The sequence below is a fragment of the Methylobacterium sp. XJLW genome (genome assembly GCF_003254375.1).
Classification (GTDB): domain Bacteria; phylum Pseudomonadota; class Alphaproteobacteria; order Rhizobiales; family Beijerinckiaceae; genus Methylobacterium; species Methylobacterium fujisawaense.
Map to the genome: position 1 here is coordinate 2,879,099 of NZ_CP016429.1, position 16,209 is coordinate 2,895,307.

A 16,209-nucleotide genomic window follows, 5' to 3' on the forward strand; every position below is an offset into this window, starting at 1 on the left:
CACGAGTCGCCATGGTGTCGATACCCGATGACGTCTCGGGCCGGCCCGCCCAGCGACTCGGCCCGAGCGGTGTGCCGCGGGATGCTCGGCGCGGGCGTGGTGCCACGGCCAATCCCACCGGCCGCCACGAGCCGGCCCGGCGGGAGACGTTCCACGAGGAGACCGGGATGGCGGACGCGCCGGCGCCCCTGCGCACGCAGGTCACCCCGGAGCGCTCCACGCGGATCATCGCCCGCAACAGCTCGCCCGACATCCCCTTCGACCGGTCGATCAACCCTTATCGGGGCTGCGAGCACGGCTGCATCTACTGCTACGCGCGCCCCACCCATGCCTGGCTCGGCCTGTCGCCGGGGCTCGACTTCGAGTCGCGGATCTTCACCAAGCCGGACGCCGCAAGGCTGCTGGCCCGCGAGATGGCCGCGCCGGGCTACCGGCCCGAAACGATCGTCCTCGGCACCGCCACAGATCCCTACCAGCCCGTCGAGCGCGCGCACCGGATCACCCGCGCGGTGCTGGAGGTGCTGCGGGACGCCCGACATCCCGTCAGCATCACCACCAAGTCGGACCTCGTGCTGCGCGACCTCGATATCCTGGCGGCGATGGCGGCGGACAATCTCGTGCTGGCGGCGATCTCGTTGCCGACGCTGGATCCGGACCTCGCCCGCCGCCTCGACCCGCGGGCGCCGCGGCCGGACAAGCGGCTCGCGGCGATGCGCGCGCTGAGCGCGGCGGGGGTGCCCGTCATGGTCAACGTCTCGCCGATCATTCCCGGCCTGACCGATCACGAGATCGAATCGATCCTGGCCGAGGCGCGTGCGCACGGGGCGAGTCGCATCGGCCACGCGCTGCTGCGCCTCCCCGGCGAAGTCGCCGACCTCGTGGCCGACTGGTTCGCCGAGCACTATCCGGAGCGCAGGGCGCGGGCCTTCGCGCTCCTGCGGGAAGCCCGGGGCGGGCGCGAGAACGACCCGCGCTTCGGCCACCGCTTCCGCGGGGAGGGGGCCTACGCGGCGATGATCGGCCAGCGGGTCCGGCTCGCCGGCACGCGACTCGGCTTCGCCTTCGGGCGGATGGCGCTGAACCGGGAGTTCTTCCGCAGACCGGGGGCACAGTTGTCGCTGTTCTGAGACGGCGCGGCGTCGAGCCCGGCTGGCCAGGATCGTATGAGCGGAGCGCCTGCCGGGCCAGATGAATCCGCCGTCGGTGCAGCAGCTTATCGATCATCCATCTCCAATTCCGCTGGAAATGGCGACGTACCGCACTCGTCGCGTCAATCGGGACTTCGATTGCGCGAATACTCGGCTTGTTGACTCTAGGTTTAATCTTAATTGCCAAAATACATATTTCGATTGAGTCTTGAATTCGAGGTTGACAGCAAAGATCTTTTGTCCTCTATGAAGTCGTTTTCTAGGTTTGTATTGAGAAGGACTTACGTTTTGTCTCGATATTTCAGATTTTCAATAGGATCGATTATCGGATTAGTATTGATGAGTATGGGAGTAATGCTGCTTGCCGTGCGTACAGACACGCTCCTGAGCGCTGTGGAGCACGCGCGAGAGGGGCAGCGCGTCGTCACGCTCACGCGGGTCAGCCGCACGCTGCTCCGGTCGGTGATCGCGACCCGCATGGCGCGGGGCATCGTTCAGAAGGTCCTGGCCGTCGAGGGTCCGATCTCGGTGGCCGACAGGGCGGATCAGCTGTCCGAGCGGCAGACCCTGATGGACGCGGAGACGGAATTCTGGACCCTTGTGCGCGACCTCGCCGTGCCGTCGGTCCAGGCGACGCTGGAGCCCCTTCGGAGCGCGCAGGCGACCTTGGCGGCGCTGAGGCCACAGATCGACGCGGTCGTCGCGCTCCCGAGGGAACGCCGCGATGCGGCGTTCAGACAGACCTTCGACACAGCCGTCACGAGCCTCCTCAATGCCTTCGCGGCAACCAACGCCGCGGTGGACGCGGCCATCCCGCGCCGGGACACGGCGGTCGCGCAGGCCCTCGACATCAAGCGTGCCAGCTGGGCGACGCGGGTCGCACTCGGCAACTCCTGGCGCCGTATGGAAACCTCGGTGGCCGCCAAGGCGTCTTGGTCGCAGGAGGAGATCATCGCGGCGGCCGAGGAGCGGGGACGCCTGATGGCGGACTGGGGTAAAGTCGTCGACCTGTTCACGGAAGACGTCCCGGTCGCCCTGCGTGCCGCCTTCCAGAAGGCGCAGGCCAGCAACTTCGAGGGCGAGTCGGCGCGGCGGCGCGTCGTGATCACGGACGCGCTCAGCCGGGGCAGGGCGCCCGGCATCGAGGCCGATGCGTTGCGTGCGCGCGACATCGCCGACGGGAGGGCGCTTCTCGATCTGGCCCACGCGGGTCTCGACGCGATGATCGAACGGGCCCAGCTCCTCGCCGCCGAGTCGCAGCGCGCGCTTTTCGGGGCCGTGCTGTTCCTGACCGCAGCGGTCCTGCTGGCGGTCGGCGGTATCGTCATCGTGTTCCGTTGGGTGCTCCGGCCGTTGCGGGCCATGACCCAGGCCATGCAGGCGCTCGCGGGAGGAGACGCCGACGTGCCGATCCCGGCCCGAGAGCGGCGGGACGAGATCGGCGCGATGGCGGCGGCCGTGCAGGTCTTCCGGGACAACCTCGTCCGCACCCGCGCCCTGGAGGCCGAGGCGGCCGAGGCGGCGCTGGCCGCGGAGGCGCAGCGTCGGAGCATGACGCTCACGATGGCGCAGGGTTTCGAGTCGGCGGTGGCCGGCATCGTCGGTCAGGTCTCCGCCGCCGCGGCCGAATTGCAGACCACGGCCTGGCAGATGACCACGACCGCCCAGCAGACCGCCAGCCAGTCCGATACCGTGGCCGCCGCCGCCGAGGAGGCGTCCACCGGCGTCAGAACCGTGGCCGCCGCCGTGGAGGAACTCGGCACCTCCGTCCAAGAGATTGCGCGCCAGGTCCAGGGCTCGTCCGAACTGGCGCGGGCCGCCGTCGGCGAGGCCGACCGGACCGCCGTGCTGGTGGCCGCGCTCAACACGGCGGCCGCCCGGGTCGACGCGGTGGTCGAGCTGATCGCCGGCATCGCCGCACAGACGAATCTGCTGGCGCTCAACGCCACCATCGAGGCGGCGCGGGCCGGCGAGGCGGGGCGGGGCTTCGCGGTGGTCGCCACCGAGGTGAAGGACCTTGCAGCCCAGACAGGCCGCGCCACCGAGGAGATCGGGCGGCAGATCTGCGACATCCAGACCGTCACCGGTCAGGCGGTGGAGGCGATCGGGACGATCACCGGCCGGATCGGGGAGATCAGTGCGGTGGCCGCCGCGATCGCGGCGGCGGTGGAGCAGCAGGGGGTGGCCACGCAGGAGATTGTCCGCAACATCACGCAGGTCTCTACGGGGACGCAGGAGGTGACCGGCACCATCGCCGGGGTTGCGCAGGCGGCCGACCAGACGGGGCGCGCGGCCGACCACGTCCTGACGGCCGCGACCGCGCTCACGCGTCAGTCGGAGCAGCTCGCCGTCGAGGTTGGTCGCTTCCTGGCCGGCGTCCGGGCTGCGTGACCCTTGGGGGCCGGGATCAGTCGAAGGCCCGGGTGAAGCTGAGTCGGTGATGCGGGCTGCGGCCGAGTTGCGTCAGGCCGGCGCGGTGGACGGCCGTGCCGTAGCCGACGTTGCGCTCCCAGCCGTAGCCGGGATGGCGCTGAGCCAGGCGCCGCATCAGCCGGTCGCGGAACACCTTGGCGACGATCGATGCGGCGGCGATCTGCGGCACCAGCCGGTCGCCGCCGACCACGGCGCGACCCGGAAGGCCCGGCAGGGCGTCGCGCCCGTCGACCAGCACGGGCGCGGCGAGGCCGAGCCGGGCGACCGCCCGCGCCATTGCATCGAGGGTTGCGCCGCGGATGTTGATCTGGTCGATCAGCGCCCGGGAGCCCGCCGCCACCGCGACCCGGGCATGGGTGTGGATCATGGGGGCCAGACGTTCCCGGGCCGGCTCCGGGACGCGCTTGCTGTCGTCGAGGGCGCCCAGCAGGTCGGCGGGGATCGCCGCCGGATCGAACCAGACCGCGGCCACCACGACCGGCCCACAGAGTGCGCCGCGACCGACCTCGTCGCAGCCGATCACCGCCGGGTAGGCTGCGGCCCGGTTGGGATCGAAGGGCGGCCGGCCCGCCATCGGCTTGGTCGGCGACGTGGCGGCGACCGACTTGCCGACCGACTTAACAGTCGATTTGGCAGTCGATTTGGCGATGGGCGGGGCGGACGGCTTGGCGGGCGGCATGACGCCGTCCTGCCATCCCGCGCGGGCGCCGTCACGGGTCAGGCGGCGTCCCGGGTGCCGCGCGCGCCGCCATGCGCCTCGATGATATTGCCGAAGAACTGCCGCGCGCTCACGTCCCAGCCGCAGCGCAGGGCCTCGGCCCGGCACTCGGCCCGCGACAGCCGCAGGGCCGCCAGCGCGGCAGCCCGGAGATCCTGATCGAGAACCCCGACGCGACGGCCGCCGACCACGTCGTTGGGGCCCGGCACCGGGAAGGCCGCCACCGGAAGGCCGCTGGCCAGGGCCTCGAGGAGCACGATGCCGAACGTGTCGGTGAGGCTCGGGAACACGAAGACGTCGCAGGCGGCGTAGACCGCCGCGAGGTCCGCGCCGGTGCGGGTGCCGAGGAAGCGCGCCCCCGGCGCGAGACCCCGTAGGCGCGCGCGGTCCGGCCCGTCGCCCACCACGACCTTGGTGCCGGGCAGGTCGAGGGCGAGGAAGGCGGCGACGTTCTTCTCCACCGCCAGCCGCCCGACATAGAGGAACAGCGGCCCGGGCAGGTCCGCGAGTTCCGCCGGCACGGGCGTCCCCGGTCCGGCGGGCCGGAACCGTTCCGTGTCTACGCCCCGGGTCCAGCGCATCAGCCGGCCGAATCCCCGCGCCGCCAGTTCACCCTGGAGCGAGGCGGTGCTGACCATCGTTCCCCGCGCCGCGCCGTGGAACCGGCGCAGATAGGCGTAGGACCACGCTTCCGGCACCGGCGCGCGGGCCGCGAGATATTCCGGGAAGCGGGTGTGGTAGCTCGTCGTGAACGGCAGGTTGTGCGCCAGGCAATGGCGCCGCACGGCCAACCCCACGGGCCCCTCCGTGGCGATATGCACGTGGGTCGGCCGTTCCGCCGTCCAGCGCGCCGCCACCCGCTCCCGGCTGGCATAGGCGAGGCGGATCTCGGGATAGCCCGGGAGCGGCAGCGACCGGAAATCCGCCACGGAGAGCAGGGCCGTCGCGAAGCCGTGTTCCGGGGCGCGGCGGACCATCTGCTCCAGGGAGCGGACGACGCCGTTCACCTGGGGATGCCACGCGTCGCTGGCGATCAGAAGCTTCACGGCGGTGCCCTCAAGCCACCGCGCGCCGGCCCGCCAGGGGATGCGGCACGGCCTCGGCCGCCTGCGCCCGCAGGAGGCTCGGATAGTGCAGAACCTCGATCCGGCCGTCGTAATGCTCCACGAGACCGGTGCAGGATTCCACCCAGTCGCCGGTGTTGAGGTAGCGCAGGTCGCCGATCGGCCGGTCCGCCGCATGGTGGATGTGGCCGCAGATCACCCCGTCGGCACCCTGGCGGCGCGCCTCCTCGGCCAGGATCGTCTCGAAGCGGCCGATGAAGCTCACGGCGTTCTTCACGCGCAGCTTCGCCCAGGCGGAGAGCGACCAGTAGGACAGGCCGAGGCGCCGCCGCACCTTGTTGATCAAGGTGTTGAGGGACAGGGCCAGGGTGTAGGCGCCGTCGCCGAGATGGGCGAGCCAGCGCGAGTGCCGCACGACCATGTCGAACTGGTCGCCGTGGATCACGAGGTAGCGCTTGCCGTCCGCCGCCTCGTGGATCGCGGTCTCGGCCAGCTCGATGCCGCCGAAGCTCGTGCCCACATAGTCGCGCAGGAACTCGTCGTGGTTCCCGGGCAGGTAGACGATCCGCGCGCCCTTGCGGACCTTGCGCAGGAGCTTCTGCACCACGTCGTTGTGCTCCTGCGGCCAGTACCAGCCCGAGCGCAACTGCCACCCGTCCACGATGTCGCCGACGAGATAGATCGTGTCGGCGTCGTAATCCTTCAGGAACGACAGGAGCAGGCCGGCTTGGCAGCCGCGCGTTCCGAGATGCAGGTCGGACAGGAACAGCGTCCGCACGCGGACCGGCATCTCCTCAACCTCGGCCACGGCAACCCTCTCCCGGCGGCTGAACGGTGCCGGGATCCAGAGCGCGATCCCATCTCAGTTTGATGACGCGGAGTCCCGGCGGGGCCACCCGTCCGCGTTGCGGCGCCGCAAAGCATCTCAACCGGACCTCGGCTTCGTTGCGCCGCACAAAAAATTTTTTTGCCAAGTTCTGGAAGTTTTTCCGGTTTTCCTTTCGAGCTTCGCCCGCTCATAATACCAGGAACCGGCGGCTCGGCACGAGTTCGGCCGGACCTTGACAGGAAGGCGGCGAGGACGGCCCTCAGGCCGTTGGACGGGACGGCATTTCGGAGGCGACCGGCGCGCGGGGGCGTGCCGCGACGCGAGCGGCGTGAGGCCGCCTGCCGCTCCGCGGAGGCCCCCCGATCACGGCAGAGGATGGCGTTCGAGGGGGCGCGGCGCGAGCCGCTTTCGACGGCGCCGGACCGACTCCCTGAGGACGCTTGGACAACCCGGCGCGGGTTCACGCCCGCGCACAATGGATTTTTCGGAGGAAACATCATGGCCGCAACCCGGCGCCCCGGTCGCAACCACCTCTTCATTCCCGGCCCTACGAACATCCCGGAGCGCGTCCTGCGCGCCATGCACGTGCCGTCTGAGGATCACCGCTCGCCGAGCTTCCCCGAGCTGGTGAAGCCGCTGCTCCAGGACTCCAAGATGGTGTTCGGCTCGACCGCCGGGACGGTCATCCTGTTCCCGTCCTCGGGCACCGGCATCTGGGAATCGGCCCTGTCCAACACCCTGTGCCGCGGCGACACGGTGCTGACCTCGCGCTACGGCCAGTTCAGCCACCTCTGGGTCGACATGGCCCAGCGCCTCGGCCTCGACGTGGTCGTCCAGGAGGAGGAGTGGGGCACCGGCGCCGATCCGCAGAAGATCGAGGAGGCCCTGCGCGCCGACAAGGACCATAAGATCAAGGCCGTGATGGTCGTCCACAACGAGACCGCCACGGGCGTCACCAGCGACATCGGCGCGGTGCGCAAGGCGATCGACGCCGCCGGCCACCCGGCCCTGCTGTTCGTGGACGGCATCTCGTCGATCGGCTCGCTGCCGTTCTACATGGACGACTGGAAGGTCGACTGCGCCATCGCGGGCTCGCAGAAGGGCTTCATGCTGCCGGCCGGCCTCGGCCTGATCTGCATCAGCCCGAAGGCGCTCAAGATCGCCGAGGGCGGCACCGGCCGCAACGACCGGCTCGGCCATGCCTACTTCGCCTGGAAGGACCAGCTGGCCGCCAACGCCACCGGCTACTTCCCCTACACCCCCGTCCTGCCGCTGCTCTACGGCCTGCGCGAGGCCCTGGCGATCGTGAAGGAGGAGGGGCTGGAGAACGTCTACCACCGCCACCACGTGCTCGCCGAGGCGACCCGTCAGGCGGTGGCGGCCTGGGGCCTCAAGCCCTGCGCCAAGGAGCCGAAGTGGAACTCCGACACGGTCACGGCGATCGTGGTGCCGGAGGGCGCCGACGCCGCCAAGGTGATCATCCACGCCTACGAGCGCTACAACCTGTCGCTCGGGGCCGGCCTCTCGAAAGTCGCCGGCAAGGTGTTCCGCATCGGCCACCTGGGCGACCTGAACGAGCTCTCGCTGCTGGGCGCCATCGCGGGCGCCGAGATGGCCATGATCGATTGCGGCATCAAGGTCACGCCGGGCTCGGGCGTCGCCGCCGCCTCCAGCTATCTGCGCGAGAATCCGCTGCATAAGGCGTAATCGGCGCACGCGATCGGGGCGGGGCCGGGTTGCCGGGCCCGCCCCGACGCGCAAGTAAGAACAAGACTATCGAGGAAACTGCCCGTCGTACGAGAGGGGTCCTATGACCAAGAAGATCGTGTTCCTGGATCGTGAATCCCTCGATGCCAGGGTCCGACCGTTCAACTTCCCGCACGAATACGTCGAGCACGACTCGACCTGGACGCCGGAAGAGATCGTCTCCCGCCTCCAGGGGGCGGAGATCGCGCTGATCAACAAGGTCCCGATGCGGGCCGAGACGCTGAAGCAGCTCCCCGACCTGAAGCTGATCGCCGTCGCCGCCACCGGCACCGACGTGGTCGACAAGGCCGCGGCCAAGGCGCAGGGCATCACCGTCGTCAACATCCGCAACTACGCCTTCAACACCGTGCCGGAGCATGTGGTCGGGCTGATGTTCGCCCTGCGCCGGGCGATCGTGCCCTACGCGAACTCGGTGAAGCGGGGCGACTGGGCGAAGTCCAAGCAGTTCTGCTACTTCGACTACCCGATCTACGACATCGCCGGCTCGACGCTGGGCATCGTCGGCTACGGGGCGCTCGGCAAGTCGATCGCCAAGCGCGCCGAGGCGCTCGGCATGACGGTCATCGCCTACGACGTGTTCCCGCAGGACGGGCTGGTCGATTTCGAGACGATCCTGACGCAGTCCGACGTGATCACGCTGCACGTGCCGCTGACCCCCGAGACCAAGGGGATGATCGGCGCGGCCGAGTTCAAGAAGATGAAGAAGAGCGCCATCCTCATCAACACGGCCCGCGGCGGGCTCGTGGACGAGGCGGCGCTGCTCGAAGCGCTCAAGGACGGCACCATCGCGGGCGCCGGCTTCGACGTGGTGGCGCAGGAGCCGCCCAAGGACGGCAACATCCTGTGCGAGGCCGACCTGCCGAACCTGATCGTCACGCCCCACGTGGCCTGGGCGAGCAAGGAGGCGATGCAGATCCTGGCCGACCAGCTCGTCGACAACGTCGAGGCGTTCGTGGCGGGCAAGCCGCAGAACGTGGTCGAGTAGGCACGACAGGCCCCCTCTCCCGTGCGGGAGAGGGTTGGGGTGAGGGAGGAGAACTCTCCGGATGAGGCACGCCCCTCACCCTGTCCCTCTCCCGCACGGGGGAGGGGGCCCGCGCCTCGCCCGCTATGCCATCTGAAAGCTCGGGCGCACGATGACGCGGATGGGTCGCGCGCTGCGACCGCCCTTTGAAAACAAGACGATAGCGCCGCAGGGCGCGACAGAAAGGTCTGAATCGTGACGAAGAAGCTGCTGTTCCTGTTCGACACCGATGCCGTGCCGAACGTGTTCGACACGGTCGTCGGCTACGACGGCGGCGCCGACCACATCGCCGGCTACGGTGGCGTGAACCCCGACAATGTCGGCGCTCTGGTCGACGGCACGATCTACACCCGTGGCGGTTCCGAGAAGAAGTCGACGGCGATCTTCGTCGGCGGCGGCAGCATGGCGGCCGGCGAGGAGCTGTTCACCGCGGTCAAGAAGCGGTTCTTCGGCCCGTTCCGCGTCTCGGTCATGCTCGATTCCAACGGCTCCAACACCACGGCCGCCGCGGGCGTCGCGCTGGTGGCGAAGGCCGCAGGCTCGCTCCAGGGCAAGAAGGCCGTCGTGCTGGCCGGTACCGGCCCGGTCGGCATGCGCTCGGCCGCGCTGCTCGCCGGCGAGGGCGCCGAGGTGACCATCGCGGGCCGCGCCCTCGACAAGACCCAGGCTGCCGCGGACCAGATCAACAAGCGCTTCAAGGTCAACGTGAAGGCCGCCGCCACCCCCGACGAGGCCTCCCGCGTGGCCCTCGTGAAGGGCACGAACCTCGTGTTCACGGCCGGCGCCATCGGCGTCGAGCTGCTGCCCGAATCCGCCTGGGCGCAGGAATCGTCCATCGAGTTCGTCGCCGACTACAACGCCCAGCCCCCGACGGGCATCGGCGGCATCGACGTGATGGACAAGGGCAAGGAGCGCAACGGCAAGCAGGCCTTCGGCGCGCTGGGCATCGGCGGGTTGAAGCTCAAGCTGCACCGGGCCTGCGTGGGCCAGCTCTTCGAGAGCACCGACAAGGTGCTCGACGCCGAGGAGATTTATTCGCTCGCCAAGTCGATGGCCTGACGGGAGGGACGCCCATGTCGGACACGCAGCAGGCGCCGGAAAACGCGTCCATCCAGACCTTCCTGACGGAACTCGCCAGCGCCGCCCCGACCCCCGGCGGTGGCGGCGCGGCGGCGATCTCCGGCGCCATGGGCGCGGCTCTGGTGTCGATGGTCTGCAACCTCACCATCGGCAAGAAGAAGTATGTCGAGGTCGAGGCCGAGCTGAAGGAAGTCCTGGCCAAGTCCGAGGGCCTGCGGGTCGTGCTCACCGGCATGATCGGGGAGGACGTCCAGGCCTTCGACGCCGTGATGGGGGCCTACGGCCTGCCCAAGGCCACCGACGACGAGAAGGCGGCCCGCGCGGAGAAAATCCAGGCGGCCCTCAAGACGGCCTGCGACGTGCCGCTCGCCTGCTGCCGGGCGTGCCGCGCGGTGATCGACCTCGCGGCGATCACCGCCGACAAGGGCAACCTCAACGTCGTGTCGGATGCCGGCGTGGCCGTGCTCTCCGCCCATGCCGGACTGCGCAGCGCGGCGCTCAACGTCTACGTGAACGCGAAGGGTCTCGAGGACCGGGACTTCGCCGACGAGCGGCTGAAGGAACTCGAAGACCTTCTGGCCGGGGCCGGGGCCTTGACCGAGAAGGTCTACGAGGTGGTGAAGACCAAAGTGAACTGACGCCCGCGGCGCTTGATCCTGGCGCCGGCAAACCATCGACAGTCGAGGCCGGGTGCATCATGCCCCGGCCTCGTTGTTTTTGAGTATGCCGCAACGCAGCATCGACTACGATCCGTGCTGCAACCGCGAAAAAGTCGTCGTCAAGCCCGAGATCAAAAAATTTGACGGGCTTATTCCTTCGACTCAACTAAAGTGAAGGGCATCAACGGCGGCAACGAACCGCGGAGGAGGCGCCGAATGGACGTCCACGAGTATCAGGCCAAGGAGCTGCTTGCGAGCTTCGGCGTGGCCGTCCCGAAGGGCGCGATCGCGTTCAGCCCGGATCAGGCGGTCTACGCGGCTACGGAATTGGGCGGATCCTTCTGGGCCGTGAAGGCGCAGATCCACGCGGGTGCCCGCGGAAAGGCCGGCGGCATCAAGCTCTGCCGGACTTATAACGAGGTCCGCGACGCCGCCAAGGATCTCCTCGGCAAGCGCCTCGTCACCCACCAGACCGGTCCCGAGGGTAAGCCGGTCCAGCGGGTCTACGTCGAAACCGCCGACCCGTTCGAGCGTGAGCTCTACCTCGGCTACGTGCTGGACCGGAAGGCCGAGCGCGTGCGCGTCATCGCCAGCCAGCGCGGTGGCATGGACATCGAGGAGATCGCCGCGAACGAGCCCGACGCCCTGATCCAGGTGGTGGTCGAGCCGGCGGTGGGCCTGCAGCAGTTCCAGGCCCGGGAGATCGCCTTCCAGCTCGGTCTCAACATCAAGCAGGTCTCGGCCGCGGTGAAGACGATCATGAACGCCTACCGGGCGTTCCGCGACTGCGACGGCACGATGCTGGAGATCAATCCGCTGGTCGTCACCAAGGACGACCGGGTGCTCGCGCTCGATGCCAAGATGTCCTTCGACGACAACGCGATGTTCCGCCGGCCGGGCATCGCCGACATGCACGACCCCTCGCAGGGTGATCCCCGCGAGGCGCAGGCCGCCGAGCACAACCTCAGCTACATCGGCCTCGAGGGCGAGATCGGCTGCATCGTCAACGGCGCCGGGCTGGCCATGGCCACCATGGACATGATCAAGCACGCGGGCGGCGAGCCGGCGAACTTCCTGGATGTCGGCGGCGGCGCCTCGCCCGAGCGGGTGGCCACGGCCTTCCGGCTGGTCCTGTCGGACCGCAACGTGAAGGCGATCCTCGTCAACATCTTCGCCGGCATCAACCGCTGCGACTGGGTCGCCGAGGGTGTGGTCCAGGCGGCGCGCGAAGTGAAGATCGACGTGCCGCTGGTGGTCCGGCTCGCCGGTACGAACGTGGAGGCGGGCAAGAAGATCCTGGCCGAGAGCGGCCTCGACCTGATCACCGCCGACACCCTGTCGGAGGCGGCCAAGAAGGCGGTCGACGCCTGCGCCACCGCCCAGACGCAGCACTGAAGGGGAGACCGCGCCATGAGCATCCTCATCGACGAGACCACCCCGATCATCGTCCAGGGCATCACGGGCGACAAGGGCACCTTCCACGCCAAGGAGATGCTGGATTACGGCACGAACGTCGTCGGCGGCGTCACCCCGGGCAAGGGCGGCCGCACCCATCTCGGCCTGCCGGTGTTCAACACCGTCAAGGAGGCGGTGGCGGCGACCGGCGCCACCACGTCCATCACCTTCGTGGCGCCCCCCTTCGCGGCCGACGCCATCATGGAGGCGGCCGATGCCGGCCTGCGGCTGGTCTGCTCGATCACGGACGGCATCCCGGCCCAGGACATGATGCGGGTGAAGCGCTACCTGATGCGCTATCCGCGGGATCGCCGCACGATGGTGGTCGGCCCGAACTGTGCCGGCATCATCTCCCCCGGCAAGGCGATGCTCGGCATCATGCCCGGTCACATCTATCTCCCCGGCAATGTCGGGGTGATCTCCCGCTCGGGGACGCTCGGCTACGAGGCGGCCTCGCAGCTCAAGGAGCTCGGGCTCGGCATCTCCACCTCGGTGGGGATCGGCGGCGATCCGATCAACGGCTCGTCCTTCCTCGACCACCTCGCCCTGTTCGAGACCGATCCGGACACCGACGCGGTGCTGATGATCGGCGAGATCGGCGGGCCGCAGGAGGCCGAGGCGTCGGCCTGGATCCGCGAGAACATGTCGAAGCCGGTGATCGGCTTCGTGGCGGGGCTCACGGCGCCGAAGGGCCGCCGCATGGGCCATGCGGGGGCGATCATCTCGGCTGCCGGCGACAGCGCCGCCGAGAAGGCCGAGATTATGCGCTCCTACGGCCTCACCGTGGCGCCCGATCCGGGTTCCTTCGGCCAGACGGTGGCCGACGTGCTGGCCCGGGCGGCGTAGCCGCAGCCAGCCTGCCGCACAGTCTCAGAATGCGGCGTGGGTCCCCCCTCCCGTGCGGGAGAGGGACAGGGTGAGGGATCGGATCCTTCCGGAGAAGGCGCGGTCCATCGGCGTACCGGCGGCGCGCTCGATCCTGAACCATCGCGTCCCTCACCCCGACCCTCTCCCGCACGGAAGAGGGGGCTCGTCGCGCTGGGCACCGGCCGATGCGCATACCTCCCGAGCCGGCGGTGACGACGCTTCGCGCTGAACATCCTCCAAGAAAACCGCGCGCCACGAGGTGGCCTCATGACCCGCACCCTTCACGCACATCCAGGTCTCGTCGACGCGACAGCCTTCGCGCCGCCGGTGATCGTCGGCACCTCGGCCGAGCAGGCGCTGGACATCCTGTTCCAGGCGCTGCTCGATGTCGCCCGCCGGCACGATCCCGACCTCGAGGCGGTCCTGCACGACACGGCCGACATCTCGCGCTTCTCGCCGCAGATGCTGGCGCGCGCGCTGCAGGTGCAGGGCATCTGGTTCCAGCTGATCTCCATCGCCGAGCAGAACGCCGCGATGCGCCGCCGCCGGCACGTGGAGCGCACGGAAGGCCGTGCCGCGCTCAGCGGCTCCTTCGCCAAGGTCTTCGCGGATGCCCGCCGGCAGGGCGTGCCCCCGGAGAAGATCCAGGCGCTGCTCAGCGACCTGCGCATCCGCCCGACGCTCACCGCGCACCCCACCGAGGGCAAGCGCGTGACGGTGCTGGAGAAGTTCCGCCGGATCTACCTCGTGCTGCGCGAGCTGGAGATGCCGCGCTGGACCGATCGTGAGCGCAACGGGCTCATGAACGAGCTCCGCGACCAGATCGAGCTGGTCTGGATGACGGGCGAGCTGCACCTGGAGAAGGCGACGGTCGAGCGGGAAGTGGCCTGGGGGCTGCACTTCTTCGACGAGACCCTGTTCGAGATGCTGCCCGAGACCCTGGAGACCCTGCACGAGGCCCTCGCCGAGACCTATCCGGGCACGGATTTCAAGGTGCCGCCGTTCTTCCAGTTCGGCTCCTGGATCGGCGGCGACCGGGACGGCAACCCCTACGTCACGGCCGCGGTCACCCGGCAGACCCTGCACCGCAACGCCCTGGCCTCGCTCACCCGCTACCGCGACGGCGTGCGGGAACTGGGCCGGACCCTCTCGCTCACCGAGCGCTCGCTGCCGCTGCCCGAAAGCTTTCACGCGGAACTCGAACGGCAGCTCGCCGAGAGCGGCCAGGCCCGCGCCATCACCCGGCGCAACCCGGGCGAGCCTTATCGCCAGTATCTCTCCTGCGTCCTGCGCAAGATCGAGGCGACGATCGCCCGCAACGAAGGTGAGCACCCGTCCGGTCCCGACTACGCCAGCGCGGACGGCTTGATCGAGGACCTGCGCACGCTGGAGCGCGGCCTGACGGAGGCCAAGTGCGGGGCGCTGGCGCGGGATCTCGTCCGCCCTGTCCGGCGCATGGTGGAGATCTTCCGCTTCTCGACGGTCCGGCTCGACCTGCGCGAGAACACCACGCGGACCACCGACACGCTCCACGCCCTCTGGCGCCAGCGCAACGGCGACGGCGAGCCGCCGGCCCTCGGTTCGACCGCGTGGCGCCAGTGGCTCGATACCGAACTCGCCCGGCCCCGTGATCCCGAGCGGTCCTTCGAGGACCTGCCCGACGCCGCCCGGGAGACGCTCGCCACCTTCGCCCTCGTCGCCGAGATGCGCGAGGCCCTCGACCGGGAGGCGTTCGGCGCCTTCGTGCTGTCGATGACCCGCTCGGTGGAGGACGTCCTCGGCGCCTACCTGCTGGCCAAGGAGGCGGGGGTGTTCCTCGACGCGGCCGGGACGGAGATCTGCCCGCTGCCGATCGTGCCCCTGTTCGAGACCATCGACGACCTGCGTGCCGCCCCGGCGATCATGCGGGCGCTGCTCGGCGTGCCGGTGGTGCGCCGCTCCACCCGCTGGCAGGGCGGGGTGCAGGAGGTCATGATCGGCTATTCCGACTCCAACAAGGACGGCGGCTTCGTCGCCGCCAACTGGGAGCTCTACAAGGCGCAGAGCAAGCTGACCCGGCTCGGCGAGGAACTCGGTGTCGGCATCGCCTTCTTCCACGGGCGCGGCGGCTCGGTGAGCCGCGGCGGCGTGCCGACCCATCGCGGCATCATGGCCCAGCCGCCGGGCTCGATCCGCGGCCGGTTCCGCACCACCGAGCAGGGCGAGGTCGTCTCGTTCAAGTACGCCAACCGCGGCACCGCCGCCTACCAGATGGAGCTGCTCGCCGCCTCGGTGTTCGAGCACGCGCTCGCCGGCGACGGCGAGCGGGCGGGCCCCGGCCACGACGACGCCCTGGAGGCGCTGGCCGGCGCGTCCCGGGCGGCCTACGTCCAGCTGCTCCAGACCGACGGCCTCGTCGATTACTTCCAGGCGGCGAGCCCGCTGGACGAGATCGCGCTCCTCAACATCGGCTCGCGGCCGGCCCGCCGGTTCGGCGCCCGCTCGCTCTCGGACCTGCGGGCGATCCCCTGGGTGTTCGCGTGGTCGCAGAACCGGCACGTGATCACCGGCTGGTACGGGGTCGGGTCCGGGCTCGCGAGCTTCATCGACGTGCGCGGCCGCGACGGCGAGGCGACCCTCAAGCGGCTGTTCAACGAATCCCGCATCCTCCGCCTCGTCCTCGACGAGGTCGAGAAGACGCTGATGATGGTCGATCTCGACATCGCCCGCGCCTATGCGGGCCTCGTCCCGGATGCGGCGATCCGGGACCGGATCTTCTCGATGATCGAGGCCGAATACGCACTGACCCGGGAGATGGTGCTGCGGGTGAGCGGCGGCGCGGATCTCGCCGAGCGCTTCCCCCTGTTCCGGGACCGCCTGAAGGGGCGGCTTCCGACCATCAACCAGGTCAGCCGCGAGCAGGTGGAACTGCTCGCCCGCTACCGCGCCGAGACCGACGAGGACCGGCGCGAGGCGGTGAAATCGGCCCTGCTCCTGTCCATCAACTGCATCGCGGTCGGCTTCGGGGCGACCGGGTGAGGCGGTGCGGGCCTCGCACGTTGAGGGATCGGATCGAAACGCGCCTGCGCGCCCTGTCAGGCAGCCCAGTGCGCGCCATTTGCCGCCGGTGAACGGGGTCCAGCCCCGCAACGGCATCAGAACCGTCACCAGGAGAGAGAATCCAAG

12 protein-coding genes are annotated in these 16,209 nt (G+C 69.7%); 9 read left to right on the forward strand and 3 right to left on the reverse strand.

Annotated features, from left to right (window positions below):
- Nucleotides 1–11 precede the first annotated feature (11 nt).
- A complete protein-coding gene (locus A3862_RS13365) occupies nucleotides 12–1,127 on the forward strand; it encodes a PA0069 family radical SAM protein (protein WP_052083661.1) in 1,116 nt (371 codons plus the stop codon).
- Between the two features lie 360 nt (nucleotides 1,128–1,487).
- A complete protein-coding gene (locus A3862_RS13370) occupies nucleotides 1,488–3,539 on the forward strand; it encodes a methyl-accepting chemotaxis protein (protein WP_236961975.1) in 2,052 nt (683 codons plus the stop codon).
- A 16-nt stretch (nucleotides 3,540–3,555) separates the two neighbouring features.
- Here A3862_RS13370 and A3862_RS13375 read toward each other — a convergent pair whose 3' ends face one another.
- From A3862_RS13375 to A3862_RS13385, 3 genes are all read right to left on the reverse strand, one after another.
- Complete coding sequence (locus A3862_RS13375; protein WP_043385177.1) at nucleotides 3,556–4,155, reverse strand: ribonuclease HII; 600 nt, start codon at nucleotides 4,153–4,155, stop codon at nucleotides 3,556–3,558.
- Nucleotides 4,156–4,298: 143 nt separating this feature from the next.
- Nucleotides 4,299–5,345, reverse strand: coding sequence for a glycosyltransferase family 4 protein (locus A3862_RS13380; protein WP_043758974.1), 1,047 nt, complete (start codon nucleotides 5,343–5,345; stop codon nucleotides 4,299–4,301).
- A gap of 10 nt (nucleotides 5,346–5,355) precedes the next feature.
- Nucleotides 5,356–6,171, reverse strand: coding sequence for a UDP-2,3-diacylglucosamine diphosphatase (locus A3862_RS13385; RefSeq protein ID WP_043758972.1), 816 nt, complete (start codon nucleotides 6,169–6,171; stop codon nucleotides 5,356–5,358).
- A gap of 519 nt (nucleotides 6,172–6,690) precedes the next feature.
- Between A3862_RS13385 and A3862_RS13390 the strand changes: the two genes are divergently transcribed.
- The 7 genes from A3862_RS13390 (at nucleotide 6,691) to A3862_RS13420 (ending at nucleotide 16,062) form a co-directional block, all read left to right on the forward strand.
- Nucleotides 6,691–7,899, forward strand: coding sequence for an aminotransferase class V-fold PLP-dependent enzyme (locus A3862_RS13390; protein ID WP_043385155.1), 1,209 nt, complete (start codon nucleotides 6,691–6,693; stop codon nucleotides 7,897–7,899).
- Between the two features lie 103 nt (nucleotides 7,900–8,002).
- The gene (locus A3862_RS13395; RefSeq protein ID WP_043355704.1) at nucleotides 8,003–8,944 is read left to right on the forward strand and encodes a D-2-hydroxyacid dehydrogenase; all 942 of its coding nucleotides are present in this window, start codon (nucleotides 8,003–8,005) and stop codon (nucleotides 8,942–8,944) included.
- 234 nt (nucleotides 8,945–9,178) lie between these two features.
- Nucleotides 9,179–10,042: an NADP-dependent methylenetetrahydromethanopterin/methylenetetrahydrofolate dehydrogenase gene (locus A3862_RS13400; RefSeq protein ID WP_043381233.1), complete on the forward strand. Its 864-nt coding sequence runs from the start codon at nucleotides 9,179–9,181 to the stop codon at nucleotides 10,040–10,042.
- A 14-nt stretch (nucleotides 10,043–10,056) separates the two neighbouring features.
- Nucleotides 10,057–10,701, forward strand: a complete 645-nt coding sequence (fchA, locus tag A3862_RS13405) for a methenyltetrahydrofolate cyclohydrolase (protein WP_111473640.1) — start codon at nucleotides 10,057–10,059, stop codon at nucleotides 10,699–10,701.
- Nucleotides 10,702–10,938: 237 nt separating this feature from the next.
- Entirely contained in the window at nucleotides 10,939–12,117 is a 1,179-nt protein-coding gene (locus A3862_RS13410) for a malate--CoA ligase subunit beta (protein WP_111473641.1), read from the forward strand.
- A gap of 15 nt (nucleotides 12,118–12,132) precedes the next feature.
- Entirely contained in the window at nucleotides 12,133–13,023 is an 891-nt protein-coding gene (gene sucD, locus A3862_RS13415) for a succinate--CoA ligase subunit alpha (protein ID WP_043355698.1), read from the forward strand.
- 288 nt (nucleotides 13,024–13,311) lie between these two features.
- Entirely contained in the window at nucleotides 13,312–16,062 is a 2,751-nt protein-coding gene (locus tag A3862_RS13420) for a phosphoenolpyruvate carboxylase (RefSeq protein ID WP_111473642.1), read from the forward strand.
- The last annotated feature ends 147 nt before the right edge of the window (nucleotides 16,063–16,209 follow it).